The organism is Gaiella sp. (assembly GCF_057140465.1).
The window spans coordinates 26,206-51,391 of record NZ_DBNHWK010000067.1 but is presented as its reverse complement, the minus strand read 5'-3'; the positions used below and the strand labels follow the sequence as shown (position 1 = coordinate 51,391).

The window sequence follows — 25,186 nt, the reverse complement described above, 5'->3', positions numbered from 1 at the left end:
GTACTGACCATGGCCAAGGAGATCTTCGTCGCGTACGGCGTCGACGTCGACGCCGTCGCCGGGTGGCTCGGGTCCTACGGAGGCGAGAACTCCCCCGACGACATCTCGCGCGGGCTCTTCGCCGGCGAGGTGGGGACACCGCGCCTGCTCAAGCTCTTCGAGCGTCACGGCCTGAAGACGACGTGGTTCATCCCCGGGCACTCGATCGAGACGTTCCCGAAGGAGACGGAGATGGTCGTCGCCGCCGGGCACGAGATCGGGATCCACGGGTACTCCCACGAGAACCCGATCGCGATGACCCGGGAGCAGGAGACCGAGGTGCTCGACAAGTGCATCGGGCTCGTCGAGCAGTACTCGGGCAAGCGGCCGACGGGCTACGTCGCTCCGTGGTGGGAGTTCTCCACGGTCACGAACGAGCTGCTGCTCGAGCGGGGCATCAAGTACGACCACTCCCTGATGCACGACGACTTCCTGCCCTACTACGTGCGGGTCGGCGACTCGTGGACGAAGATCGACTACTCGAAGAAGGCGTCGGAGTGGATGGTGCCGCTGGAGCGCGGCGAGGAGACCGACCTGATCGAGATCCCCGCGAGCTGGTACCTCGACGACCTGCCTCCGATGATGTTCATCAAGACGGCGCCGAACAGCCACGGCTTCGTCAACCCGCGCGACATCGAGCAGCTGTGGATGGACCAGTTCGACTGGGTGTACCGCGAGTACGACTACGCCGTGTTCACGATGACGATCCATCCCGACGTGAGCGGCCGCCCGGCGGTGCTCGCGATGCACGAGCGGATCATCGAGCACATCAACCGCCACGACGGCGTGCGCTGGGCGACCTTCGACGAGATCGCCGACGACTTCGCGCAGCGGAACCCGCGCGGCTGAGGTCGCGCGGGCGGGGACGGTCGCACGCGGCGACCGTCCCCGCCGCTAGCCCACGGCGGCGGCGAGCGCCTCGGCGGGGTCGATCCCGGCCCCGAGCGCGACCTGCAGCAGGACGCGCGCCTTCGGCCCCGCGAGGTCGCCGGCGAAGAGCGCACCCGCCTCGGCGAGGTCGCGGCCGCCGCCGCGCCCGTACACGGGCTCGACGCGACCCTCGAGGCACCGGCTGCAGACCGCCACGACGACACCGGCCGCGACCGCCTCGCGCACGGCCTCGACGACCGCGTCGTTCGCGTTGCCGCGCCCCGTGCCCTCGAGCACGATCGCACGCGCTCCCGTCTCCGTCGCCGTCCGCACGAAGCGCCCGTCGCTCCCGGCGTGGAGCCGGATCAGGTCGACGGGCGCCAGCTCGTCCGGGTCGGGCAGGGGATCGGGCCGCCCGGGCGCCCTGCGGTAGCGGACGGCGCCCGCGTCGACGTGCCCGATCGGGCCGTAGCCCGGCGAGGCGAACGCGCGGAGCGCACTCGTGTGCACCTTGCGCGCCTCGCGGGCGGCGTGGACCTCGCCGGCGAACGCGATCAGCGCCCCCCGACCGCGCGATGCCGGCGCCGACGCGGTCGTGATCGCGTCGCGGAGGTTGCGCGGCCCGTCCGCGTCGCGCTGCTCCGCACCGCGCTGTGCGCCCGTGAGCACGACGGCGGCCGCCGAGTCGGGGAGCAGCAGGTCGACGAGGTACGCCGTCTCCTCCATCGTGTCCGTGCCGTGCGTGACGACGGTAGGTGTGCCCGACACGGCGTGCTCGACGACGCGCCGGGCGAGCGAGAGCGCGAGCGCGCCGTGGACGTCGAAGCTCGGGACGTGCAGGAAGTCGTCGAGCTCGAGGGTCGGAGCATCCGGCCAGTCGAGCATCTCGACGAGCTCGTCCCCGGAGACGGCGGGGACGAGCTTGCCGGTGTCGGGGTCCGGTCGCATGGCGATCGTGCCCCCGGTGGACACGACGACGACGCGCGGCACGAACGCCTACTTGTCGGTCGAGCGTGCGGTCTCGACGCGCATCTGACCGCCGACCTCCTCGCCGAACTCCTCCTCCACGCGGTGCACGGGGGTGGCGCTGCCGCCGCCGCGGAGCTTGACGATGAGGGCCGCGACGACGAGGAAGGTGAGGACGACGAAGATCGAGACGAGCGTCGTCGCGGTGCCGAGCGCGTACAGGTCGGGACGGATCGCGCCCGTGAAGGTGAGGCCGCCGATCGTGAGCGGCAGCGTGTCGGTCGAGGTGATCTGGAAGAGGATCGAGCGGTCGTAGTCGTTCCAGGTGAGGGTGAAGCCGAAGAGGAACGATCCGAAGATGCCCGTCCAGACGAGCGGCAGGGTCACCTCACGGAACGTCCGCGCCTTGCCGGCGCCGAGGTCACGGGCCGCCTCCTCGATCGAGTCGTCGTAGCGGTTCCAGACCGCGAGCATGACGAGGAACCCGAAGGGGATCCCCCAGATCACGTTGGCGCCGAGCGCCGTCTTCCAAATCGACGTGGGAACGTCCATCCAGGCCCAGAACAGCTGGGTGCCGAGCGCGAGCAGGAAGCCGGGGGTCATCAGCGCGAGCAGGATCACGTAGAACGCGAGCGACGCGCCCCGGAACCCGCGCCGGAAGGCGACCGAGAGCGAGAAGGCGATGAGGGCGACGATCGCCCCGGCGGCGAGGCTGATCCAGAGCGAGTTCCGGCCGGCGGCGGCGATCTCGTCGGCGTGCGAGCCGGGGATCGAGGAGTCGAAGAGCGACTTCCACCAGTTGAAGCCGGCAGGCCCGCGGAACGGCCACGTGAGGCCGCCGTAGATCCCCTGGAGGGAGAGGACGCCCATCAGGATCATCGGCAGGTAGAGGAAGCCGAGGAAGATCACGAAGTAGACGGCGAGGATCCACTTCGCCCAGTCGATGCGTCGGCGGGGCTTCCTGGGAGCGGCCGTGGTCGTCGCCGCGCCGGCGGGGGCGGCGGCCTCGGAGGCGGAGCTCACCTAGATCTCCTCCCGGAGGTTCGCGAAGCGCGTGATCACGAACACGCCGACGAGCAGCACGGCGACGAGGAGCACCGCCGACGCCGAGCCCTGCGGATACTGGATGCCGATCTCGACCTTCGACTGCACGATCGTGCCGACCGACGAGATCTTGTTGCCGCCGATCACCTTCACCGTGCCGTACTCGCCCATCGTGAGCACGAAGATGAAGATCGAGCCGATCACGACACCGGGCATCACCTGCGGCAGGATCACCTCGCGGAAGGTGCGGATCCAGCTGCCGCCGAGATCGCGTGCGGCCTCGATCGCGCTCCGGTCGACCTGGGCGAGCGCGAAGAAGAGCGGCGTGATCATGAACAGGATGTAGAGCTGGATCATCGCGAGGCGCACGGAGAGCGTCGAGAACCCGAGTGCCTCGACGGGGTTGTCGACGATGCCGAGCTTGCGGAGCACCTGGTTGACGCCGCCCTCGCGTCCCATCAGGGGGTACGTCCACGCGATCGCGCGGGTGAGGAAGCTCGTCCAGAACGGCGCCAGCGCGATCACGAAGAGCGCGATCTGGTTGCGCAGGTTCTGCACCTTGAGGGCGAGGAAGTATGCGACCGGGAACCCGAAGATGAGGCACGCGGCAACGGCGATCACCGACGTCGTGAAGCTCGAGAGCATGTTGCGCCAGTACGTGTCGTCGCCGAACAGGTCGGTGTAGTTCTGGAGCGTCCAGTCGGTGACGAAGCCGGACTTCGCGCCCTGCTCGTAGGTCCAGAAGCTGACGAGCAGGATGAAGACGAGCGGGGCGAGCAGGAAGAAGGCGAGCCAGATGTAGCCCGGCAGGCCCCAGAAGAACGAGATCAGCCCGTACCCGCGGGCCTTGCGCTCCTCTGCTCCCTGCGAGCGGGCGGCCTCCGACCCGCTGACCAGCGGCTCACTGCCGAAGGAGTTGGACATCCTCCTCCTCCCACGTGACGCGCACGGTGTCGCCCTCCCGGCCGCGTAGCACCGGGTACTGGTCACCCGCGACCTTCGCGAGCATCCGCTCGCCGCCGACGTCGAGGTGGAGCTTGACGAGGTCGCCGAGGAACTCGACGAACGTCACGTTGCAGTCCGCGGCGTTCGTGGCCGCGTCACCACCGCCTGTGTCGGAGACACGCACGGCCGCCGCCCGGACGGCGAGGTCGGCCCGCTCGCCGACGGCGGGGCTTCCACCCTCGTCGGTGCGGGCGCTCGCGCGGACGCCGGCATCGCTCTCGACGACGACACGGGTGTCCGTCCGCTCGACCACCTTCCCCCGGATCAGGTTGTTGTCGCCCATGAACCGTGCGACGAGCTCGTTGCGCGGCCGGGTGGCGATCGTCAGGGGGTCGGCGATCTGCTGGATGCGCGCGTCGTTCATGACGACGATCCGGTCGGCCATCGACAGCGCCTCTTCCTGGTTGTGCGTCACGTGGATGAACATCAGGCCGAGCTGCCGCTGCAGCGCGCGGAGCTCGACCCGCATCCGCAGCTGGAGCAGGCGGTCGAGGTCGCCGAGCGGCTCGTCGAGCAGGAGCGCCTTGGGCTTGGTGACGAGCACGCGCGCGAGCGCGACGCGCTGCTGCTGCCCACCGGACAGCGCCCGTGGCTTGCGGTCGGCGAGTGACTCGAGGCCAACCATCTCGAGCGCCTTCATCGCCTCCTGGCGCCTCTCGCCCTTGCCGACGCCGTGCATCTTGAGGCCGAACTCGACGTTGTCCAGCACCGAGCGGTGCGGGAAGAGCGCGAAGTGCTGGAACACCGTCGTCGTCGGACGCTTGTCGGGCTCGAGGTCGACGAGCGACTGGCCGTCGAGCACGATGTCGCCGCTCGACGGGAACTCGTGGCCACCGATCATGCGCAGCGTCGTCGTCTTCCCGCAGCCCGACGGGCCGAGGAGGACGACGTACTCGCCGTGGTCGACGTGCAGGTTGACGTCGTCGACGGCGACGGTACCGCCGGGGAACACCTTCGTCAGCCCGATCAGGTCGAGGCCCGAGGGCTGCGAGGCGGAGGGGGCGGTGGCCGCCCCCTCCGTCGTCGCTGCTGCTTCCGAGTCTCCCATCGTCAGGCGGACAGGAACTCGTTCACCTTCTTGACCTGGTACACGTTGTTCGTGAAGAACGAGTTCCAGGTCGAGTACTTGCTCCCGCGGTTCGCCAGCGAGCCGCCGTCGCGGAACGAGCCCTTCTTGATGTCGCCGACCTGCCCCGTGATGCCCGGGAGGTCCTTCGAGGCGCGCTTGCCGTTGTACCAGAACTGGTACTCGTCGATGTCGAAGCCCGCCGCCTTGCCCGCAGCGCTGTTGATCCAGGCCCCCAGCCTCGCGCCGTTCGCGATGTAGTAGCCCTGGCGCATGATCAGCGCGCCGAGCCACCCCTGCTGCATCCAGTTGAGGTAGTCGTACACCGCCTGGAGCTTCTCGCCCGTGACGTGCTTCGGGATGCCCTGGGCGCTGCACCAGCCGCGGAAGCCCGTCGGCGGCGCCGCGTAGCGGCAGTTGACGCCCTGGGCGACGAGGAGCGCGACGGCCGGCGACCACATCGACTCGATCACGACCTCCTTCGAGGCCATCAGGTTGACCGACTCGTTGAAGGTCGACCAGAAGGCGCGGAACTGCCCCGCCTTCTTGAAGGTCGTGAGGATCTTGAACAGCCGATCCATCTCCGGCTTGGTCATGTTGCCGACGTCCCTGAACTTCATCAGGCCGGCCGCCTCGACAGCGAGACCGGCGTCCTGCGTGAGGATGCCCGGGTCGTTCAGCAGGGCGACGCGGCCGCGCCACTTGACGTTCAGCAGCTCCGCCCAGGAGACGCGGTTCGGCGCCTTGGTGAGCACGTTCCCGTCGTAGCCCATCGAGTCCATGTTGAAGTGGGCCGGAGGGCCGACGACGTAGCGCGGCATCGGCCTGCCGCGGAAGGGCTTGTTGGTCGCCTCGTTCCACCACTGGACGATCTGCTTGTTCGTCTTCGGGCCCTGCCTCGTCAGCGGCAGCCCCGTCGACCCGTCCGGGTCGACGAAGATGACCCTGAACGGCGCGTTGCCGTCGCCGGTGGTCGCCTTCTTGTTGTTCGGGAGGAGCCGGCCCTTCGTGAAGACCTGGTAGTTCTGCTTCCAGTACCTCAGCTTCCGCGTGTCGACCGGCTGGAAGTTGCCGGTGGGCCAGATCTGGAAGTACTGGTAGTTGTAGAGGCCGCCGATGTCGAAGCTCCGCGGCGCGGTGATCGACTTCTGCACCTGGGCGTTCGTGCCCATCAGCTGGATGTTGAACTTGACGCCGAGGTCCTTCTCCGCCTGCTGCTCGGCACCCTGGGGCCACTCGACGCCGAGGCTGATCATGTTCAGCGTCCCGGTGTACTTGCCCGCTGCAGCCGGTGCTGCGGAAGCGCGTCCAGCCAGCGAGGCGAGGCCTGTCAAGGCGGCGGCGCCCACTCCACCCTTGACGAGCACGTCACGACGCGAGAGCCGCCGCTGTTCGGGTGTCTCCGCCCGAACGGCCTCGGGCTCCGTGAAGTCGTTGCGGGTGAGCTCGTCCATGTACCCGAGCTGATCGGCGTACTCGACCGGATCGAAATCCGTCTCGTCGAATCTGCTCATTCGCCTTCTCCTTTCGCCCCCGGTTATCCGGTGGGTAGTCGCGCGACGGGCTGCCGTGCGTTCCGCCTCCCTCTGGCTAGGACGTCTCGCCAGAGGGTTAGTTGTATACAAGGCTCCACGAACCGCGTCAACTGGGTCCTCGCGCCTGTCGCCCCCCGGAGGCCGCGAGCACGCCGGTCCCACCGCGCGGAGGACGTGACCGACGCGTGGCCGCGACGAGCAGGAGGTACGCGGCGGCGCCCGTGGCGACACCCCAGACGACCTTGAGCCAGCCGTCGGGGACCGCGTAGTAGACCGCCACGCCGACACCGATCGCGGCGACCGCCGCGATGTTCACGCCACGAACGTACGCGTATCGCCCCTTCGCGTCGAAGAGCGCCGGGACGTCGATCCGCATGCGCTGGACGACCACGTAGTCGGCGAGGAAAACGCCCGTGAGGGGAGCGCCGAGGTTGCCGAGGTGCGTGATCCACGTCTGGGCACGCTCGATGAAGTCGGGGAACGCGGAGAGCACGATCGCGAAGATCGCGACCGCGATCGTGGCCCGGATCCGCCCGAGGCGCGGCACCGCGTTCACGAGGGAGAGCCCGGACGTGTAGACGTTCGTGACGTTGGCGGCGATCCCCTGGACGACGATCGCAGCGAGCATCAGCACGAGGAGGAACGACACCGACGTCACGTCGGCGACGGCGACGAACGGGTTGACCTCGCCGGTCGCGGCGGCGGCGTAACCGCCGACGAAGGTCGTGATCGCAGCCGAGGTGAGCGCCGACCCGATGTACCCGATCCGCATGTCCCGACGGGTCGGCGTGTAGCGGCAGTAGTCGGCAACGCTCGTGACGAGGGTCAGGGAGGCGCCGCACATCACGGTGACGTACGTCGCGAAGCCGACCCACGTGAGCGACTGGTCGGGCGAGTCGAGCACGCGGCCGAGCGCGTACGCCGGGTCGTCCGAGGCGAGGAAGAGCCCGACGAGCAGGACGGTGAAGAGGAGCGAGACGGGGAGCACGATCCGGAGCAGCCACCGGGTGACGTCGAAGCCGAGCACCGCAAGCGTCGCGTGGACGCCCGCGAGGGCGAGCGCCACGGGGACGAGCGGGAGCCGGTCGCCGGTGAGCACGAGCACGATCGCCTGGAAGCCGAGGCCGGCGGTGAGGGCCTGCGCGGCGAACCAGTAGCTCGCGGCGATGATGCGGTACGGCGAGCTGAGCAGGCGCGCACCCCAGTAGCCGAGCGACCCCCGCATCGCCACCTGTCCCGGCAGCCCGTCGTCGACCCCCGGCTGCGCGACGACCACGAGCAGGGCGTATGCGAGCGCCTGGCCCAGCACCATCGCGGCGACGGCCCACAGCAGGGGCAGCCCGCCGTCGACCACGGCGAGCGCCCCGAGCACGTACATCACGGGGTTGAGGAAGAACGTGAAGTTGATCGCGAAGAGGTCGCGCCACCCGGCCGTGCGGAGCTCGGCGGGGATCGGCTCGATCCCGTATTCCTCGAACGCGACCATCCCGGCGCGCCTCCCGGCTCAGCCGCTCAACGGGTGCCGCCGTAGGAACTCCACGACCGCGCGCCCGTGCTCCTCGGTGGCGTCGAAGATCGTCGAGTGCCCGGCGCCGGCGATGACGTACTTCTCCGCACCCGCGATGCCCTCGTAGATGCCCTCCTGGCCGACGCCGTTCGGCCCCTGGTCCCACGGCGTCATGATGTCCTCGTCCCCGCCGAGGACGAGCGCGGGCGACGTGATCTTCGGCAGCCACGACGTCAGGTCCATGTCGTTCATCGCCTGGCAGACGGCGGTGAAGACCTCGGTGCGGTTCGAGTCGCGGAGGATCTGCTGGCAGACGTCGGCGATCCCCTCGCCCTCCGGCGTCTCCAGGAACCGCTTGTTCACGGCCTGCCACGCGATCAGCTCGGCGAGCAGGCGGCTGCCGGGGCCGTCGGGATCGGCGTTCGCGATGTCGATCCAGTTCTTGAAGATCAGTCTGCCCATGTGGCCGAGCTTGGCGGCGGCGCAGTTGATGACGACGGACTGCGTCCGGTCCGGGTACTTGCCGGCGACGACGATCGCCACCATGCCCCCCATCGACGTGCCGTGGACGTGCGCGCGCTCGATGCCGAGCACGTCCATCAGCCCGACCAGGTCGTCGGCGAAGACCTCCATGTCGTAGTGCTGGATGGGCTTGTCCGACTGGCCGTACCCGCGCTGGTCGTAGTCGACGACCTGGAAGCCGGCGTCGGCGATCAGGGGCGTCACCGGGTCGAGGTTGAAGTGCCCGAACCCCGCGCCGTGGATCTGCACGACCGGCTCGCCCTCGCCGGTGACCCGGTACCAGAGGTTGACGCCGTTGACCTCCGTGAAGCTCTCCATCTTCCCCACCACCACCTTGATCGCTGGGCCAGAGGGCGACAGTATGTTCCGAATGTCTGACATACGACAAGGGACCAGGCTCAGCGGGAAGGTCGCGCTCGTGACGGGCGGCGCCTCCGGGATCGGCCGCGAGACGGCCGCCCGCTTCGCGGCGGAGGGAGCGCACGTCGCGGTCGCCGACGTGCGCGAGGAGGCCGCGGTCGCGGCGGCGGCGGAGATCGGCGGGGACGCGATCGGGCTCGAGCTCGACGTCACCTCGGCGGCGTCGGCCGACGAGGCGGTGGCCGCGGTCGTCGACCGCTTCGGCGGGCTCGACGTCGTCGTCAACAACGCAGGGGTGACGATCGTCGGCGGCGTCCACGAGATCGGGGAGGACGACTGGGATCGCGAGCTCGCGACGAACCTCAAGGGCATCTACCTCGTCTCGCGCGCCGCCTGGCCGCACCTCGTGGCCCGCGGCGGCGGCGCGCTCCTGCAGACGGCGTCGATCGCCGGCATCTGGGCGATCCCGTCCGATGCGGCCTACTGCGCCTCGAAGGCCGGGGCGATCATGCTCACCAAGTGCATGGCGCTCGACGGGGCGAAGGACGGGATCCGCGTCAACTGCGTGTGCCCCGGGTTCACGGAGACGCCGATGATCGACGGCTACTTCGCCGCACAGCCCGATCCCGAGGCCGCGCGCGCGCACGCGACGTCGATCCACCCGCTCGGCCGGCTCGGGCGCCCGCGCGACCTCGCCGACGCGTTCGTCTACCTCGCCTCGGACGAGGCCGCCTGGGTCACGGGGACGGCGCTCGTCGTCGACGGCGGGCTCACCGCGGGGATCTGGGGCGGCTGACCGGTCGCGGCGACGAACGACGAGGGACGGAGGAGGCATGACGGAGCACTTCATCGAGCGGATGACCTGGGAGGAGGTCGGTGCGCGCATCGACGACGGCGTCGACGCGGTCCTGATCCCGATCGGGACGACCGAGCAGCACGGCCCCCACATGCCGCTCGACACCGACTGCCTCATCGCGCGCTCGCTCTCGGCGCGGGCGGCGGCGCTCGCCGAGGAGGAGGGGCTGAGCCTGCTCGTCGCGCCGACGCTGAACGTGACGCTCTCCTGGTACCACATGCAGTTCCCGGGGAGCATGCACCTGCAGGTGACGACGTTCCTGCAGGTGTTCCGCGAGGTGTGCGACTCGCTCACGCACCACGGCTTCCCGCACCTCGTCGCGGTCAACGGGCACGGCGGGAACATCGCCGCCCTCACCGTGGCGGTGAACCACTACTTCGAGCAGACCGGCCGCCGCGTCTTCCTCGTCCAGTGGTGGGACCTCGCGGCGGACGCACTCGCCGAGATCGAGGGACCGATGATCCACGCCGAGGAGGCCGAGACGTCGCTCGCGCTCGCCCTCGGCCAGCGCGTGCTGATGGACCGGGCGTCCCGCGACGCGTGGGACCGCGGGCAGGCGGTCCGGGACGCGGGGTTCCCGTGGACGTCGTACGGGCAGTACGGCATGCGCCACGCCGGGCCGAAGGTCGTCGTCCCGATGGACATGCTCCGGGACATCACCGCGTCGGGCGTCGTCGGTGACGCCTCGCGGGCACGCGTCGAGACGGGTGAGCGGATCGTCGAGGTGCTGGTGCCCCGCATCGTCCAGGTCTGTAGCGAAATGGCCGGAAAGGAGCCGTCATGACACGTCGCGTGATCGACCTCTCACAGCCGCTCTCCCGCGAGAGCCAGCTGCACCCGTTCTTCCCGCCGACGCAGATCCTCCGCCACATCCTCCACACGGACGCGGAGCCCGGCCGCCCCTCCTTCTCGGCCGAGATCATCATCACCTCGAACCACGCGGCGACGCACGTCGACGCGTTCGGGCACTACGACCCGGACGGCGTGGCGATCGCCGAGATGCCGCTCGACACGTTCTGCGGGGAGGCGATCTGCGTCGACCTCCGGGCCTACGGCAAGGGTCACGACGTGACCGCGGACGAGGTCGAGCAGGCGGTCGTCGAGAGCGGGCAGCAGATCGAGCCGGGGGACATCCTGCTCTTCTGCTCCGACCACTACAGCCAGACGGCCGGCACGCCCGACTTCCTCGACGGCTTCTGCGGCATCTCCGCCGAGGCGGTGCACTGGATGGCGGACCGCGGCGTGAAGATCTTCGGCGTCGAGACGATCTCGCCGGACCTCGTGTACCTGACCGACGAGTACCCGACCCATCGCGCCTGCGCGGAGCGGGGGCTGACCCACTACGAGAACCTGAACAACCTGCGGGAGGTCGTCGGGCGTCGCTTCGAGTTCTACGGGTTCCCGCTGCGGCTGGAGACGGCGTACGGGTCGCCGGTGCGAGCCGTCGCGATCGTCGAGGACTGAGGCTCAGGCCTCGACGACGACGTCCACCGCCTCCACCGGGGCGGAGGCGAACGCCTCGTGGAACGCCGCCTGCGTCCACTGCTCCTTGGGCACGCGGCGGCGGAGCAACGTCACGGCGACCGACGGCTCGGCGAACGGGTACGGCGTGACGCGGGCGCGCCAGGGGCCGAGCGGCTCGAAGCGATACGACTCCACGTCGAACGGCTCCCCGGCCTCGTCCCAGCCGCGCATGCAGAAGGCGAGCGAGAACCGATCGAGCCACTGCAGTCGGTGGTAGTCCCCCCAGCGGAGCTCGTCGGAGACCCCCACCGCCGCCAGGCGCTCGGGGTACGCCGCCTCCTGCTCGGCGACGAACGCGTCGACGAGCTCCTGCGCCTCGGGCGCGCGGGTGAGGCCGAGCGCGGGGTCGGTGCCGTAGCGCTGGCGGTAGATCCCCGCGCCGTGCATCGACACGAGCAGGCCCGCATAGGGGTCCTCGTCCGTGATCGCGGCGATCCCCGCCCGGTAGAAGGCGAGGTGCGCGGGCACGTGCACGTCGAGGAACTGCACGGGCCTCGAGGCCTCGTCGACGAGCGGCGACCGCTCCCAGGTCGCCCACCCGTCGTCGTGGCGCCGCGCCGCGACGACGACCGAGTCGTGCCGCGGCCCGCGGTCGGCCCAGGCGGCGCCGAAGCCGGCCGCGAGATCGGCGTGGTCCGTCTGGAGGACGAGCTGCCACGAGTCGCCTGCGTCGCGAACGATCACCCTCGCATCGTGGCAGATCTATGATCGCGAGGTGGACGAGCAGCGCCCGACCTGGCTCCGTGTGCCCGCGCCCGAGGAGCTCCCCGAGGCGGTGCACGAGCTCTGGGCGCCCTCCCTCGAGAAGCTCGGCTTCGTCCCGAACGTGCTTCGCAACTACGCGCTGCGCCCGTCGCACCTGCTGGCCTGGAACGCCTGGTACGAGGAGGCGATGAAGGGCGACTCCGGTCTGACGAAGGCGGAGCGCGAGATGATCGCGGTCGTCGTCTCCGTCGCGAACGAGTGCGCGTACTGCATCGCCGCCCACTCCGCGGCGCTGCGCAAGCTGACGAAGGACGCCGCGCTCTCCGACCAGGTCGCCGCCGACCACCGCCGGGCCGCGATCCCCGAGCGAATGGTGGCGGCGCTCGACTACGCGGTGAAGCTGACGCTCCGCCCGACGGAGATGACCGAGGACGACGTCGAGGCGCTCCGGCGCGCCGGCTGGACGGACGAGGACGTGATGGACATCGCCGAGGTGACGGGGCTGTTCAACATGTCGAACCGCATGGCGTCCGGCCTCGGCTGGGCCCCGAACCCGGAGTACGAGGCGCTCGGCCGCTAGGCGCGGACGACCTGTCCGCCGCCGTCACTCCGGGTCGCCGCGCAGGGCGTCCAGCACCTCGTCGAGCGACACGACGTCCCCGTACTTCGTGTCGATGTCGTAGAGGTTGGCCTCGTGCGCTGCGGGGTTGCGGTCGCCGACCGCCTCCCGCGGGACGATCGGCCGGTAGCCGTGCTGGAGGGCGTCGAGCACGGTCGCCCGCACGCACCCGGAGGTCGAGGCGCCCGTCACGACGAGGCTGTCGCAGCCGTGCGCGGCGAGGAAGCTCGCGAACGGGGTGCCGAAGAACGACGAGGCCCAGAGCTTGTTGAACACGGGCTCGGACGGGAGCGGCGCGATGCGGGGGTCGATCTCCACCCAGGGCGTCCCCGCCTCGAGGGTGAGGAGCGCCGGGATCTTGTCGATGAACGCCGCGGCCGCCTGTTTCGCCGCCTCGTCGTAGGAGACGGTCGTGAAGGCGATGGGGAGCCCCCGCTCGCGGAACGCGCCGAGCAGACGGTCGATCGCCTCGACGACGTCGTCGAGGTCGCAGACGAGCGGCGACGCCGGGTCGGTGAACCCGCGGTTGACGTCGATCACCACGAGGGCGGGCCGCCGGCCGAAGCCGGCGCGCCCGTGGAATCCCTCGTGGCGCATCATCTGCCGGGCAGGACCGGGATCCGCGGGAGCGGATCCCGGTCGCGCGCACACCCCTGGAGGCGTCCGCTGCCGCGGCCGCGTCGCCGAGCCTCCCCGATCCCGGTCACTCGCTCACGACCCCGGTGCCGGCACGCCGTCGCCCTCGCGGACGCGGGCGAGCGCCTCGTCGCCCGGCTCGAGCGGTGACCACCGCAACGGCGTGGCGGGGGACGGCGGCTCGAGGCCCGTCTCGGCGACGCAGTTGGCGATCACGTCCTCGAGCGGCGGCCCGAAGTCGAAGGCGAGCGCCTCGCCTCGCTCCGTCCGCTGCCGCTCGCGCTCGGCCTCCGTGGACGCCTCGTCGACCGACCCGTCGGCGGCGAGCACGACACCGTAGCCCTCTGTTGCGAACTCCCGGCTGACGAGCCCGAAGGAGACGTCGCGCGCGACGAGCTCGGCCGGACGGTCGAGCCGGTCCTTCCAGCCGCCGCCGCCCGCCGTTCGGTACACGAGCATGTCGCCCGGCTCTACGACCACGTTGTCGCACTTCGACGGCAGCACCTGCTCGGTGCCGTCGGCGCGCTTCAGCAGCTTCGACGAGCGGGCGCCCGGCCAGCCGCCGAGCACGCCCCACGGCCGCGTCAGCCACCGGTCGTCGTGGATCGAGACCTCGCCCGGCTCCAGGTACACGTACCGCTTCTCCACGCCGTTGCCGCCCCGGTGGAAGCCGGGGCCGCCGGAGTCGGTGACGGTCGTGTAGCCGTCGATGCGCAGCGGGTAGTAGGCCTCGAGGTACTCGGTGGGGATGTTCTCGAACAGCGGCCACCACGAGTGGCCGTCCATCCCGTCGCCGATCGGCCTCCCCGGGATCCCGCCGTACAGGATCTCCATCGAGTAGAAGAACTCGCCGGCGTCGTCCCAGCCCGAGTACAGCATGTACGGGCTCGTGCCGTAGCCCGACGCCGTGTTCAGCTCCGGCGCCTGCTTCACGAGCGCGCCGCCGAGCACGTCGAACAGTCGTGCGAGCGCGTGCGTGCGACAGCCGAGCGCAGACGGGAAGCGCGGGTTGAGCAGGCTCCCCTTCGGCATCACCACGTGCAGCAGCGGGTAGAAGCCGTCGTTGAAGAGGATCTGGGGATCGTTGACCATGATCAGGTAGATCCCGATGAACATCTTGAACATGCCCTCGGAGAGGTAGAAGTTCACCGGGCCGAGCGCCTGCGGGTCGGTCCCCGACCAGTCGAAGAACGCCTGGTCGCCCTCCCGCCAGATCGTCAGCTGCATCTTGAACGGGCCGTTGCCGAGGCCGTCGTCGTCGACGTAGTCGACGAACGTCTGCGGCACCTCGGGGATCGCGACGAGGATCAGCTTCCGCATCGCCTCGTACGTGCGGTCGAGGAGCGCCTGCAGCGCGGCGAGGTAGGTCTCCTTGCCGAAGCGCTCGCAGAGCTCCATCACCCGCTTCTCGCCCGCCCGGCAGCCCGCGACGATCGCGAACAGGTCGGCGCGGTTCATCTCCGGCAGGCGGACGTTGTTGAAGATCAGCCGGAGCACGTCCTCCTGCGGCACGCCGCGCTCGATGATCTTGAGCGGCGGGATGATGATCCCCTCCTCGAAGATCGTCCGCGCCCCCGTTGGCAGCGACCCCGGCAGGGGGCCGCCCGCGTCCATCTGGTGGCCGAACTGGCTCGACCAGCCCACCAGCTCGTCCTCGTAGAAGATCGGCACGAGCACCAGCCAGTCGTTCGTGTGCGAGATCGACGCGGAGCACTTGAACGGGTCGGACGTGAGGATCACGTCCCCCGGGTACACCCCCCGGTCCCACTCCTCCATCATCTCGTTGATGTACGCGCCGAACTGGCCCACGACCATGCGGCCGCGCGGGTCGGTGATCATCGGGAACTCGTCGTGCTGCTCGCGGATCACCGGGCTCATCGCGGAGCGGAAGAGCACGGCGTCCATCTCGAACCGGGCGCTCTTGAGGGCGCCCTCGATGATGTCGAGCGTGACCGGATCGACGTCGATGTCCGTCGGGATCTCGGCGATCCGCAGCTCGTCGTGTGTCGTCGCCATCTCGGACCTCACGTCTTCGGGTTGATGAGGATGTTGTAGTTCACGTCGACCTCTCCCGAGTAGCCCGGGAGGACGACGGTCGTGGAGTCGAACTCGGTCACGATCGCCGGGCCGTCGAAGCGCATGCCAGGGGCGAGCTTCGCCCGGTCGTAGATCTTCGTGGGCACCTGCTCGCCCTTGAAGGTGATCGCGTGCTCGTCCGTCACGGCCACCGAGGCGTCGGCGCCGCCCACCTTCCCGACCGGTAGCTCGGGCTTGGGCACGGCACCGGAGCCGACTGCCCGCAGGTTGACGATCTCCGACAGCGTGTCGTGCATGCGGAAGCCGTAGAGCTGCTCGTGGAGCGCGTCGAAGCGCTCGTCGAGCCCCTCGAGCCCGTTCGCCCGGACATCGTCGGGGTCGACGGTGACCGGGATCTCGTAGCCCTGGCGGTGGTAGCGCATGTCGGCCGTGTAGGCGACGTGCTGACGGTCGACCTCGATGCCCTCCGTGTCGAGGAAGGCACGCGCGCGGACGCCGAGGCTCTCGAGGATCGACGCGACCTCCTCGGGCTCGGCGTCCGGGAGCACGCGGATGTAGGTCTGTGCGAACTCGTCGCGGAAGTCCGCGACGAGGTCGCCGATCGCGCAGAGGAGCCCTGGCGCGGGCGGCACGAGCACCGGGAAGGAGCCCATGATCTCCGCCACGGCGTTGGCATGGAGCGGGCCCGCGCCGCCGTAGGCGACGAGCGCGAACTCGCGTGGGTCGTGCCCGCGCTGCACCGAGACGAGCCGCAGCGCGCCGGCCATGTTCTCGTTGACGATCGCGAGGATCCCCTCCGCGGCCTCCTCGACGCTCGCCAGGCCCATCGCGTCCGCCACGGTCTGCACGGCGGCACGGGCGGCGTCGGCGTCGAGCTGCATCTCACCGCCGAGCAGCTGCGGCGGGAGATGGCCGAGGACGACGTTGGCGTCCGTGACCGTCGGCTCCTGCCCGCCACGCCCGTACGCCGCGGGGCCGGGATCGGCACCGGCGGACTGCGGCCCGACGCGGAGCGCCTTCGTCAGCTCGGGGACGTGCGCGATCGATCCGCCGCCGGCACCGACCGTGTGGACGTTCACCGACGGCACCTTGATCCGGAAGTGGCTGATCGACGTCTCGCGGCCGATCGTCGGCTCGCCGTTCTGGCACAGCGCCACGTCGGTCGAGGTGCCGCCCATGTCGAACGTGAGGATGTTCTCGAAGCCGGCCTTGCGGGCGACGTACAGCGCGCCCGCGACGCCGCCCGAGGGGCCGGAGAGGATCCCGTAGATCGGGTTCCGTGTCGCCTCCCCCGTCGTCATCAGCCCCGCGTCCGACCGGAGGATGTTCACCTCGGCCCCCGCCCCGACCCGTTGCAGCTCCGACTGCAGGTGGGTGACGTAGTCGGCCACCTTCGGTCGCACGTACGAGTTCATGCAGGCCGTCAGCGTCCGCTCGTACTCCCGGAACTCGGGGAGCACGTGCGACGAGAGCGTGACGGGGAAGCCGGGGTAGAGCCGCTCGACGACCGCCCCGATCTGCTCCTCGTGAGCCGGGTTCACGTACGAGTTGATGAGCCCGACGGTCAGCGACTCGACGCCCGACTCGACGAGGTCGCGGACGATCTCCTCGACCTGCGCCTCGTCCACCGGGACGAGCGTGCCGCCGCGGGCGTCCATGCGCTCGACCGCCTCGCGGGTGTCGGCCAGCGAGGCCGGCGGGTCCGGCTTGATCATGATGATCCAGCCTGCGAGCGGGCCCGGTGTCTGCGAGCGGGCCAGGTGCAGGATCTGCTTGAAGCCCGTCGTCGTGATCAGCCCGACGCGGGCACCCTTCGACTCCAGCACGGCGTTCGTCGCGACCGTCGTGCCGTGGAGGATGTTGCGGAGCTCACTGACCTCGATCCCGGCCTCCTCGCAGATCCTCGTGACGCCGGTCAGCACACCCTCGGACGGGTCCGCCGGCGTCGACGGGGTCTTCACGCGATACTGCGCGCCCCCGTCCGCGTCACTGACGAGGAAGAGGTCGGTGAACGTGCCTCCGACGTCAACCCCGAGCCTGTACGCCATCCCGGTTCTCCTTCTCCTCGATCTCTCCTGGGGTTATCCGGCGACCGGCGCGAACACACCGGCCTTGTAGACCATTCCCTCGAGCTCCCGCCCGAGCACGCCCTCGAGCCACTGGGCGACCTCGACCAACCCTCCGAGGTCGATCCCCGTCTCGACGCCCTCCCCGTGCAGCAGGTACACGAGGTCCTCGGTGCAGATGTTCCCGGTCGCACGGGGTGCGAAGGGGCAGCCACCGACGCCTCCGACGGACGCGTCGAGCACCGTGGCACCGGCCTCGACGGCGACGAGGGCGTTCGCGATCCCCGTGTTGCGCGTGTTGTGCAGGTGCGCACCGATCGGGACCCCGAGCTTCACCCCCTCCTCGACGAGATGCCGGACCTGCCGGGGCACGGCGACCCCGACGGTGTCCGCGAAGACGATCTCGTCGGCGCCGCCGGCGGCGAAGCGACCGGCGAGCTCGAGGACGACGCCGGGGTCGATCGCCCCCGCGAACGGGCAGCCGAACGACGTCCCGAGCGTGACGGTGGCGCGGATGCCGTCCTCGCGCGCCCGCGCGACGATCCGCTCGCCCGACTGCACCGAGTCCTCGGTGCCCGTGCCGGCGTTGCGCTGGTTGAACTCCTCGGAGACCGCGAACGCGAAGTGCACCTCGTCGAGCGCCGTCTCGCGGAGCCTGTCGTAGCCGCGGTCGTTGAGGGCGAGACCCGCGTAGACGACGCCGTCGCGCCGCTCGATGCCCGCGACGACGCCCTCGGCGTCGGCCATCTGCGGGACCCGCTTCGGGTGGACGAAGCTGACGGCCTCGATCCGTGGGACGCCGGCGGCGGCGAGCCGGTTCACGAGCTCCGCCCGGGTCGCGGCGTCCAGGATCTTGGCGTCGTTCTGCAGCCCGTCCCGCGGGGCGACGTCACAGATCGTCACGGCGGTCACAGCACACCCTCCTCTCGCAGGGCCGAGAGCTCGTCGTCGGACAGGCCGAGCAGCCCACTGTAGACCTCGTCGTTGTGGCTGCCCTCCTCCCACGTCGCCGACCAACGGACCTCGCCGGGCGTGTGCGACAGCTTCGGCACGATCCCCGGCCCGATGTACTCGCCGAACTCGGGGTCGTGGTGGGGGAGCAGCATCTCGCGTGCCTGGTACTGGGGATCCTCGAAGATGTCCGCGATCGTGTAGATGGGGCCGCAGATCACGCCGGCCTCGTTCAGGACCTCGTCGATCTCCTTCGCGGTGCGCTCACGCGCCCAGTCCGCGACGATCCCCTCGATCTCCTCCTGGTTCTCGCCGCGCGCGAGGTGCGTCGCGTAGCGCGGGTCGTCCGCGAGCTCCGGCATCTCCATCGCGTCGCACAGCCGACGGAACACGTTGTCGGCGTTGGCGGCGATCACCATCCACTTGTCGTCGGAGGACTTGAAGATGTTCGACGGCGCGATGCCCTTGAGGTTCGTCCCCTGCGGGCCGCGGACGATGCCGAGGCGGTCGTACTCGGGGACGGTGCTCTCGAGGAGGGCGAACGCCGCCTCCATCAGCGAGACGTCGACGACCTGGCCGACGCCGCCGCCGAGCGCGTCGCGGTAGTAGAGCGCGGCGAGGATGCCCTGGACGGCGAACATGCCGGCGAGCGAGTCGCCGAGCGACAGGTGCATCCGCGGCGGCGGCTGGTCGGGGAAGCCGTTGATGTGGCGGATCCCGCCCATCGCCTCGGAGACGGAGGCGAAGCCGGCGCGCTTCGCGTAGGGGCCGGTCTGCCCGTAGCCCGAGACCCGTGCGACCACGATCCCGGGATTCACCTCGCTGAGCTGCTCGTAGCCGAGGTTCCAGCGCTCGAGGGTGCCCGGGCGGAAGTTCTCGACGAGCACGTCCGCCCGCTTGACGAGCTCGAGGAGCAGCTGCTGGCCGCGCTCGTCGCGGAGGTTGAGCGTGATGCACTTCTTGTTCCGCGACTGCACGGGCCACCAGAGCGATCGCCCCTCGTACCGGGCCTTGCCCCAGTCGCGGATCGGGTCGGGCTTGCCCGGCGCCTCGACCTTGATGATCTCGGCCCCAAGATCGCCGAGCAGACGCCCGGTGAACGGCCCAGCGAGGAGCTGCCCGAGCTCGATCACCCGCATCCCGGTGAGCGGCCCGTGGGCGCCCGGGCGCTCGCCGCTCGAGCCGGGCGTGGGCGTGACCTCGCTCACCGGCCCGCGTCGGCCTCGAGGCGGGAGACGAGGACGTCCCGGCCGTGGAAGACGTGTTCGCGCATGATCGCGTCGGCGCGGTCGCCGTCGCGACGCTCGAGCGCGTTCACGAGCTGGACGTGCGCCTGATGGGAGAGGCGGGCCTGCTCCACCGAGTACCAGATGTACGACCGGTACACGAGCGGCGCGACGACGACCTGCCGGACCATCCCCGCCAGGCGCTCACTCGCGGCGGCATCGAGGACCATCTCGTGGAAGATGCCGTTCTCCTTGACGAGCTCCGTGACGCGGCCGTCCCCCTCGAGGTCGCCGACGTGGTCGGCGAAGCGGGTGCAGCTCGCTCTGAGCTCGTCGAGGGCTGCCTCCGTCACGCGTCTCGCCGCGCGTCTGGCGGCGTGCCCCTCGAGGACGGCACGGAGCTCGTACATGTCCTGGAGCTCCCGGGCGTCGTAGGCGCGCACCGTGGAGCCCCTGTTCGGAGCGGCGTCCACGAGGCCCTCGGCCTGGAGCAGGAGCAGTGCCTCCCGGATCGGCGTGCGGCTGATCCCGAGCTCGTTCGCCAGCTGCACCTCCTTCAGGCGCTGGCCGGGGGCGAGGCGGCCGTCCACGATCGCCTCGCGGATCAGCTCCATCGCGACGGACGACGCGGTTCGCGTGAGCGGCGGCTGACCGTCGAAGACCGTCTCCACCCGGTCGACCTTACAACGTGCTGGAGGCCCGCCGGAAGCGGGAGCGATCCGCGGTGCGCGTACGAGGCCCACGAGGGTCGTATACATCATGCGATTTGCCCGGGCAACCGCGTGGCGCGGGTCGGGACGGGAAACGCGGCGGTGGCTGCCCGACCGGGCACACTGTCCACGTGACGCAGACGCCGTTCTCGCTCCACCACGAGGACGAGGCGAGTGGCCTCGTCGCGTCGGTGTTCGCGGACGTCAGGCGCCGGATGCGCTTCACGCCCGCGATCTTCAAGGCGCTCGCCGCCGACCCCCCGGCGCTCGAGCTCGCGTGGGTGCAGGCACGCGCGATCGTTGACGATCCAGGATTCGACGCGGCGACCGGACGGCTGCGCGCCGCTGCGACGCCTGACGCCGGCGGCATCGGGCCGTCCCGCGCGATCGCGGAGGCGGTGGCCCCGTTCGCGGAGGAGCTCCCCGGCATGCTGCTCATCGTGTCGTCGCTCGGGCTCTCCCTCGACGGCCGGCTGCCGCGCAGGCCGCCGCCGCCGCTCGGGCTCGCCACCGGCGAGCCGCCCCCGGAGCCGACCGTGCCCGAGGCGCGCGGGGAGCACCCGCGCTACCGCGACGTCCGGGAGCTCTACGGCACGGCACACGTCCCGACGCTCTACCGGTCGCTCGCCGCGCTCGACCTCCTCGACGAGGCCTGGCCGATGGTCGCGTCGCTCCTCGGTGGCGACGCCGGACGCGAGCGCGTGGCGCGCCTCGCCGAGGCAGGTGAGCGGGAGGCGCTCGCGTTCCCCGACGCCGCGTGCTTCGACCTCGAGCGGACGCGGCCGGTGCTCGAGCAGTTCCGGATCGCGCTGCCGCGGAACCTCGTCGTCGCCGTCGCCCTCAGCGGGGGCGCGGCGTCGCCGGGGCCGTCGGGATCGCCGTCCGCGTGAGTCGCGTCGCGAGCAGCGCACCACCCGCGGCGATCCCGGCGCACGCGAGCCACAGCCCGTCCCACCCCGCGTGGTCGGCGAGCGCGCCGAGGAGCGGCGTCGACAGGCCGGAGATCACGAACACGACCGTTGCGGCGACGGCGACCGACCGGGCCGCCAGCTCCGCGCTCGCGCGCTCCCCCGCGCTCACGTAGACGAGGGCGTTCCACCCGAGCGCCCCGACGCCGAAGAGCACCGCGGCGGCGACGATCGCCGCCGGGCCGACGTGGAGGGCGAGGGCGAACAGGAGAGCGCCGCCGCAGGCGACGAAGCCCACCTCGACGAGCGTCCGCACGCGGCGCGTGCCGCCGCCGGTGTCGGCGATGCGCCCCCAGGCGATCCGGGCGAGCATCGCCGTGACGTTGATCGCGACGTAGGCGATCGATGCCGTCAGCGCCGAGTAGCCGGCGGCCCGGATCGCCGGGACGATGTACGTGAGAAGTGCCTGGAGGACGACGATGTAGCAGGCGGCGACGAGCAGCAGCCGCTGCATCCCCGGTGCGCGCACGATGCTCCTGAACGGCCGCTCGACCCTGCGAGCGCCGCGCACGCGGTCGTCGCCCGCGATCAGCGCGAACCAGATCCCGGTGGCGCACACCGCGACGGCGACTGCGAGGAGCGTCCCGCGGCTCCCGCCGGCCGCGTACAGGACGGGGAACGCCACCGCCGCGATCGTGCCGCCGAGCGGCACCGCGGTCTGGCGGACGCCGAGCGCCCACCCGCGTCGGGAGACGGGGAACGACCGGAAGAGGGCGCCCGCCCCGGCGACCGGGACGACCGCGCTGCCGATCCCGAACACGAACAGCCCCCCGAAGAGCACGCCCTTCGTCGACGCGAGCGCCGCCACGACGAGGCCTGCCGTTCCGAGAGCGGTACCGAGGAGCATCGCGTCGCGGGTGCCGAGCCGGTCGACGACGACCCCCGCGGCGATCAGCGCGACCCCGGCGCCGAGCAGGCCCGCGGTGAGGACGGCGCCCAGCTCGAGCAGGCTGAGGCCGAAGTCCGCGCGGAGCCTCGGGCCGATCGCCGGCAGCCCGAAGTTCACGAACGAGACGGTCGCCTGGGCGGCCGTCGCGCCCACGAGGACGGCGCCGGCCGAACGGGGGGAGCCCTGCACGCTGCGATTATCCTTGCGTCGTGAACCGCGACGCGATCGCACGGGAGCGGCGGCGGCGCGAGGCCGTCGAGGCGCTCGAGTTCGAGCAACAGCGCGAGGCCGCGCTGCGGGAGCAGATCGAGGAGACGATCCTCGAGGAGGAGCGACAGCGCGTCGACCGGGAGGCGCTCGCGCAGCTCGACCCCGCGGAGGCCGCCCTCGTGCGCGAGATCCTCGGCACCGACGACGAGGAGGACGAGGACGACGAGGCGCTCGAGGAGTGGGACGAGATGTTCGCGGACTTCGAGGAAGAGGACGAGGACGCGGCGGGCGACGCCGGCGCGGGGGACGAGATCGGGCGCCTGAACGCGGAGATCGAGGACTCGCGCAGCCGCCAGCGGGCGCTCGAGCGGTTCGTCGACGCCCTCGGGCGAGCCGCACGGCCCGAGGGCGCACCGCCCGCGACGTAGCCGCACACGACGGTGTAGGGTCGGTGCGATGCCACTGCAGCCGTCACGGGTGGTTGCCCAGCTCAAGGAACTCCGTGCGCTCACGGGCGACGAGAACGGCGCCCAGCGCGTCGCCTGGACGGAGACGTGGGCGACCGCACGGGAGTGGCTGGCGAGCCTGCTCGCCGACCTGCCGCTCGACGTCGAGCGGGATGCGGCCGGCAACGACTGGTACACGCTCCGCGGCGAGTCGGAGCGTGCGGTCCTGATCGGCGGGCACATGGACTCGGTGCCGAACGGCGGCTGGCTCGACGGCGCGCTCAACGTCCTCGCGGGCGCCGAGACGCTGCGGCGGATCGCGGAGGAGGGCACGCCTCCGGTGACCGTACGCCTCGTCGACTGGGCCGACGAGGAGGGTGCGCGCTTCGGCCGCTCGCTCCTCGGGTCCTCCGCGGCATCGGGGTCGATGGCCGACCAGGACGAGCTCCGGCGCCTCGTCGACCGGGACGGCGTCTCGCTGCCCGACGCCGTGGGCGCGTTCGGGGTCGATCTCGACCGTGTGCTCGACGCCCGCGCGCAGCTCGAGACCGCGGCCGCCTACCTGGAGCTCCACATCGAGCAGGGCCCCGTCCTCGAGTCGCTCGAGCTCCCGCTCGGGGTCGTGCTCGGCACGTTCGGCGTCGAGCGCTGGCGCGTCACCTGGACGGGTCAGGCGGCGCACGCCGGGTCGACGCCGATGGCGGAGCGGCGCGACGCGCTCGCTGGCGCCGCCAAGCTCGCCCTCGCGATCCGCGACATCGCGCGTGAGGCCGGCGGCGGGGCCGTGTGCACGTCGGGCGGCGTCGTCTGCAGGCCCGGCATCGTCACCTCGGTCGTCGAGACCGCCGAGCAGCTGCTCGACCAGCGGCACCTCGACGCGGAGACGCTCGCCGCGATGCTCGCCCGGGCCCAGGAGCTCTCGCACGGGTTCGCGGACGAGGAGCGCATCGACGTCGCCTGGGAGCGCATCTGGAACATCCAGCCGATCCTTTTCGACGACGCGCTGATCGCGCTCTGCGACGAGGCGATCGCCGAGGTCGCGGGGTCGAGCCACCGTCTTCCTTCGGGCCCGCTGCACGATGCGGCGGAGGTCGCGCGCGCCGGCGTCCCGACCGTGATGATGTTCGTCCAGAGCCTCCGCGGGCTCTCGCACACGAAGCTCGAGGACACTCGCGAGGAGCACCTCGAGCTCTCCGTGGCCGCACTCGACCGCCTCGCGGCGAAGACGGTCGCGCACGTGGCCGCCGCGTAGGGCGGCCCACAGACGGTGGCGCGGACTCCCGTCGTCGCAGGCCTCGCGACGGGAGGGCTGCTCACGTGGAACGTGTCGAACGTCGGCGCGGCCGCCGACCGCCTCGCCGACGCGTACGGCGTGTCACTCGCAGCGGTCGGCCTGCTGACGACGGCGCTCTTCCTGACGCACCTGGCGGCGCAGCTCCCCGCGGGTCGGGCGGCCGATCTCCGCGGTGCGCGTGCCGTCGCCCTGGCGGCGATCGCCGCCGCGGTCGTCGGCAACGCGATCCTGCTCACGACCGACCTGTGGGGCATGGCCCTGGTGGGACGCCTGATCGTCGGCGTCGGCTCGGGCGCCGGCTTCGTGGCCGGGCTCGACCTCGTGCGCGCCGCCGGCGGCGGCCCGTTCCTGCAGGGCCTCTACGGCGGCGCGACGATGGCCGGCGGCGGCCTCGCGCTGATCGTCGTGCCCCCGCTCGCCGCGGCGGCCGGGTGGCGCGCCGCGTACTGGACGGCCCTCGTCCTGGCGGCCGCGGCGGCCGTCCCCGTGCTCGCGGCCGGCGGCCTGCAGCGGGTCGGCCACGCCGCCGGCACGGTGCTCCGCGACCGGCGACTGCTGCCGCTCGGCGTGTTGCAGGCGGCGACCTTCGGGCTGGCGGTGGTCGCCGGCGTCTGGGTCGTGCCGCTGCTCGAGCGCCAGGGCGCGAGCCCCGCCCTGGCGGGCGCGGCGGGCGGGATGGTGCTCTTCGCCGGGATCGCGACCCGCCCGTGGGGAGGGCGACTCGCGCATGGAGGGCGACGCACGACGCTCGTCGTCGCGAGCCTGGCCTGCATGGCGCTCGGAGCGCTGCTGCTGGCAGCCGGGGGGCCGCTCGCGCTCTCGGCGGCCGGCGCGCTGCTCGTCGGTCTGGCGGCGGGCGTCCCCTTCGCGAGCATCTTCGCCGCAGCGCAGCGGCTGCGGCCGGACGCGCCGGGGGCGGCGGTCGCGCTCGTCAACGGCTGCGCGGTGCTGGCGATCCTCGTGGGCACGCCACTGGCGGGCCTCGCGTTCGACCTGCCGGGTGACGGGAGGATCGCGTTCGCCGTCCTCGCGGCGCTCGTCGTGCTGGCGGTGCCGGCCGTACCGAGAGCGGGCCTCGGCGGCGGCGTCCCGGCGTCGCCACTGGCACCGACCGGCGTCGAAGACGGATAATCGT

Annotated in this window: 24 protein-coding genes; 9 read left to right on the top strand and 15 right to left on the bottom strand. The window is 71.3% G+C overall.

Annotated features, from left to right (window positions below):
* The first annotated feature begins 9 nt into the window (after positions 1 to 9).
* Positions 10 to 888: a polysaccharide deacetylase family protein gene (locus AC162C_RS10055; protein WP_462972421.1), complete on the top strand. Its 879-nt coding sequence runs from the start codon at positions 10 to 12 to the stop codon at positions 886 to 888.
* A 45-nt stretch (positions 889 to 933) separates the two neighbouring features.
* Here AC162C_RS10055 and AC162C_RS10050 read toward each other — a convergent pair whose 3' ends face one another.
* The 7 genes from AC162C_RS10050 to AC162C_RS10020 form a co-directional block, all read right to left on the bottom strand.
* Positions 934 to 1,899, bottom strand: a complete 966-nt coding sequence (locus AC162C_RS10050) for an asparaginase (protein WP_484097425.1) — start codon at positions 1,897 to 1,899, stop codon at positions 934 to 936.
* Positions 1,900 to 1,905: 6 nt separating this feature from the next.
* Positions 1,906 to 2,898, bottom strand: coding sequence for an ABC transporter permease (locus AC162C_RS10045; protein WP_484097424.1), 993 nt, complete (start codon positions 2,896 to 2,898; stop codon positions 1,906 to 1,908).
* Positions 2,899 to 3,843 carry an ABC transporter permease gene (locus tag AC162C_RS10040; RefSeq protein WP_484097423.1) on the bottom strand — a complete coding sequence of 315 codons (945 nt, stop codon included), beginning with the start codon at positions 3,841 to 3,843 and terminating at the stop codon, positions 2,899 to 2,901. It lies immediately after the preceding gene.
* The gene (locus AC162C_RS10035) at positions 3,821 to 4,972 is read right to left on the bottom strand and encodes an ABC transporter ATP-binding protein (protein WP_484097422.1); all 1,152 of its coding nucleotides are present in this window, start codon (positions 4,970 to 4,972) and stop codon (positions 3,821 to 3,823) included. The genes AC162C_RS10040 and AC162C_RS10035 overlap by 23 nt, the downstream gene beginning before the upstream one ends.
* 2 nt (positions 4,973 to 4,974) lie before the next feature.
* Entirely contained in the window at positions 4,975 to 6,504 is a 1,530-nt protein-coding gene (locus AC162C_RS10030; RefSeq protein WP_484097421.1) for an ABC transporter substrate-binding protein, read from the bottom strand.
* 127 nt (positions 6,505 to 6,631) lie between these two features.
* A complete protein-coding gene (locus AC162C_RS10025; RefSeq protein WP_462975079.1) occupies positions 6,632 to 8,011 on the bottom strand; it encodes a purine-cytosine permease family protein in 1,380 nt (459 codons plus the stop codon).
* An 18-nt stretch (positions 8,012 to 8,029) separates the two neighbouring features.
* Positions 8,030 to 8,872, bottom strand: a complete 843-nt coding sequence (locus AC162C_RS10020; protein WP_484097420.1) for an alpha/beta fold hydrolase — start codon at positions 8,870 to 8,872, stop codon at positions 8,030 to 8,032.
* Between the two features lie 52 nt (positions 8,873 to 8,924).
* On the opposite strand from AC162C_RS10020, the gene AC162C_RS10015 reads away from it, so the two are divergent.
* From AC162C_RS10015 to AC162C_RS10005, 3 genes are read left to right on the top strand one after another with little or no spacing between them, the layout of a single operon-like run.
* Positions 8,925 to 9,710, top strand: coding sequence for an SDR family NAD(P)-dependent oxidoreductase (locus AC162C_RS10015; protein WP_484097419.1), 786 nt, complete (start codon positions 8,925 to 8,927; stop codon positions 9,708 to 9,710).
* A gap of 37 nt (positions 9,711 to 9,747) precedes the next feature.
* Positions 9,748 to 10,554 (top strand): creatininase family protein, encoded by an 807-nt coding sequence (locus AC162C_RS10010; RefSeq protein WP_484097418.1) that lies wholly within the window; start codon positions 9,748 to 9,750, stop codon positions 10,552 to 10,554.
* Entirely contained in the window at positions 10,551 to 11,234 is a 684-nt protein-coding gene (locus AC162C_RS10005; RefSeq protein ID WP_484097417.1) for a cyclase family protein, read from the top strand. The genes AC162C_RS10010 and AC162C_RS10005 overlap by 4 nt, the downstream gene beginning before the upstream one ends.
* A gap of 3 nt (positions 11,235 to 11,237) precedes the next feature.
* Here the strand turns inward: AC162C_RS10005 and AC162C_RS10000 are convergent, their stop codons facing one another.
* Positions 11,238 to 11,978, bottom strand: coding sequence for a DUF3891 family protein (locus AC162C_RS10000; RefSeq protein ID WP_484097416.1), 741 nt, complete (start codon positions 11,976 to 11,978; stop codon positions 11,238 to 11,240).
* A gap of 31 nt (positions 11,979 to 12,009) precedes the next feature.
* On the opposite strand from AC162C_RS10000, the gene AC162C_RS09995 reads away from it, so the two are divergent.
* On the top strand, positions 12,010 to 12,579 hold the full coding sequence (locus AC162C_RS09995) for a peroxidase-related enzyme (protein ID WP_484097415.1): 570 nt from the start codon (positions 12,010 to 12,012) through the stop codon (positions 12,577 to 12,579).
* Between the two features lie 24 nt (positions 12,580 to 12,603).
* Here the strand turns inward: AC162C_RS09995 and AC162C_RS09990 are convergent, their stop codons facing one another.
* The 6 genes from AC162C_RS09990 to AC162C_RS09965 form a co-directional block, all read right to left on the bottom strand.
* Positions 12,604 to 13,218, bottom strand: coding sequence for an isochorismatase family protein (locus AC162C_RS09990; RefSeq protein ID WP_484097414.1), 615 nt, complete (start codon positions 13,216 to 13,218; stop codon positions 12,604 to 12,606).
* A 111-nt stretch (positions 13,219 to 13,329) separates the two neighbouring features.
* Positions 13,330 to 15,270: a hydantoinase B/oxoprolinase family protein gene (locus tag AC162C_RS09985; protein WP_484097413.1), complete on the bottom strand. Its 1,941-nt coding sequence runs from the start codon at positions 15,268 to 15,270 to the stop codon at positions 13,330 to 13,332.
* A gap of 8 nt (positions 15,271 to 15,278) precedes the next feature.
* Positions 15,279 to 17,339 carry a hydantoinase/oxoprolinase family protein gene (locus tag AC162C_RS09980; RefSeq protein WP_484097412.1) on the bottom strand — a complete coding sequence of 687 codons (2,061 nt, stop codon included), beginning with the start codon at positions 17,337 to 17,339 and terminating at the stop codon, positions 15,279 to 15,281.
* A 33-nt stretch (positions 17,340 to 17,372) separates the two neighbouring features.
* Positions 17,373 to 18,269: a hydroxymethylglutaryl-CoA lyase gene (locus tag AC162C_RS09975; protein WP_462972405.1), complete on the bottom strand. Its 897-nt coding sequence runs from the start codon at positions 18,267 to 18,269 to the stop codon at positions 17,373 to 17,375.
* Complete coding sequence (locus tag AC162C_RS09970) at positions 18,266 to 19,447, bottom strand: CaiB/BaiF CoA transferase family protein (RefSeq protein WP_484097426.1); 1,182 nt, start codon at positions 19,445 to 19,447, stop codon at positions 18,266 to 18,268. The genes AC162C_RS09975 and AC162C_RS09970 overlap by 4 nt, the downstream gene beginning before the upstream one ends.
* Before the next feature lie 65 nt (positions 19,448 to 19,512).
* Positions 19,513 to 20,205, bottom strand: a complete 693-nt coding sequence (locus AC162C_RS09965; RefSeq protein ID WP_484097411.1) for a GntR family transcriptional regulator — start codon at positions 20,203 to 20,205, stop codon at positions 19,513 to 19,515.
* Between the two features lie 170 nt (positions 20,206 to 20,375).
* On the opposite strand from AC162C_RS09965, the gene AC162C_RS09960 reads away from it, so the two are divergent.
* Entirely contained in the window at positions 20,376 to 21,134 is a 759-nt protein-coding gene (locus AC162C_RS09960; protein WP_484097410.1) for a hypothetical protein, read from the top strand.
* Here AC162C_RS09960 and AC162C_RS09955 read toward each other — a convergent pair.
* On the bottom strand, positions 21,085 to 22,290 hold the full coding sequence (locus AC162C_RS09955) for an MFS transporter (protein WP_484097409.1): 1,206 nt from the start codon (positions 22,288 to 22,290) through the stop codon (positions 21,085 to 21,087). The genes AC162C_RS09960 and AC162C_RS09955 overlap by 50 nt on opposite strands.
* A gap of 20 nt (positions 22,291 to 22,310) precedes the next feature.
* Between AC162C_RS09955 and AC162C_RS09950 the strand changes: the two genes are divergently transcribed.
* The 3 genes from AC162C_RS09950 to AC162C_RS09940 are packed head-to-tail and all read left to right on the top strand — an operon-like array spanning position 22,311 to position 25,182.
* Complete coding sequence (locus tag AC162C_RS09950; protein WP_484097408.1) at positions 22,311 to 22,739, top strand: hypothetical protein; 429 nt, start codon at positions 22,311 to 22,313, stop codon at positions 22,737 to 22,739.
* 28 nt (positions 22,740 to 22,767) lie between these two features.
* A complete protein-coding gene (locus tag AC162C_RS09945; RefSeq protein WP_484097407.1) occupies positions 22,768 to 24,009 on the top strand; it encodes a hydantoinase/carbamoylase family amidase in 1,242 nt (413 codons plus the stop codon).
* 15 nt (positions 24,010 to 24,024) lie between these two features.
* Positions 24,025 to 25,182 carry an MFS transporter gene (locus AC162C_RS09940; protein WP_484097406.1) on the top strand — a complete coding sequence of 386 codons (1,158 nt, stop codon included), beginning with the start codon at positions 24,025 to 24,027 and terminating at the stop codon, positions 25,180 to 25,182.
* The last annotated feature ends 4 nt before the right edge of the window (positions 25,183 to 25,186 follow it).

Bases quoted from the DNA above. Each gene is read 5' to 3' on its own strand.
- AC162C_RS10055 (WP_462972421.1), top strand. From the start codon at position 10: ATGGCCAAGGAGATCTTCGTCGCGTACGGCGTCGACGTCGACGCCGTC.
- AC162C_RS10040 (WP_484097423.1), bottom strand. From the start codon at position 3,843: ATGTCCAACTCCTTCGGCAGTGAGCCGCTGGTCAGCGGGTCGGAGGCC.
- AC162C_RS10035 (WP_484097422.1), bottom strand. From the start codon at position 4,972: ATGGGAGACTCGGAAGCAGCAGCGACGACGGAGGGGGCGGCCACCGCC.
- AC162C_RS10030 (WP_484097421.1), bottom strand. From the start codon at position 6,504: ATGAGCAGATTCGACGAGACGGATTTCGATCCGGTCGAGTACGCCGAT.
- AC162C_RS10025 (WP_462975079.1), bottom strand. From the start codon at position 8,011: ATGGTCGCGTTCGAGGAATACGGGATCGAGCCGATCCCCGCCGAGCTC.
- AC162C_RS10020 (WP_484097420.1), bottom strand. From the start codon at position 8,872: ATGGAGAGCTTCACGGAGGTCAACGGCGTCAACCTCTGGTACCGGGTC.
- AC162C_RS10015 (WP_484097419.1), top strand. From the start codon at position 8,925: ATGTCTGACATACGACAAGGGACCAGGCTCAGCGGGAAGGTCGCGCTC.
- AC162C_RS10010 (WP_484097418.1), top strand. From the start codon at position 9,748: ATGACGGAGCACTTCATCGAGCGGATGACCTGGGAGGAGGTCGGTGCG.
- AC162C_RS10005 (WP_484097417.1), top strand. From the start codon at position 10,551: ATGACACGTCGCGTGATCGACCTCTCACAGCCGCTCTCCCGCGAGAGC.
- AC162C_RS09990 (WP_484097414.1), bottom strand. From the start codon at position 13,218: ATGATGCGCCACGAGGGATTCCACGGGCGCGCCGGCTTCGGCCGGCGG.
- AC162C_RS09985 (WP_484097413.1), bottom strand. From the start codon at position 15,270: ATGGCGACGACACACGACGAGCTGCGGATCGCCGAGATCCCGACGGAC.
- AC162C_RS09980 (WP_484097412.1), bottom strand. From the start codon at position 17,339: ATGGCGTACAGGCTCGGGGTTGACGTCGGAGGCACGTTCACCGACCTC.
- AC162C_RS09970 (WP_484097426.1), bottom strand. From the start codon at position 19,447: ATGCGGGTGATCGAGCTCGGGCAGCTCCTCGCTGGGCCGTTCACCGGG.
- AC162C_RS09945 (WP_484097407.1), top strand. From the start codon at position 22,768: ATGCCACTGCAGCCGTCACGGGTGGTTGCCCAGCTCAAGGAACTCCGT.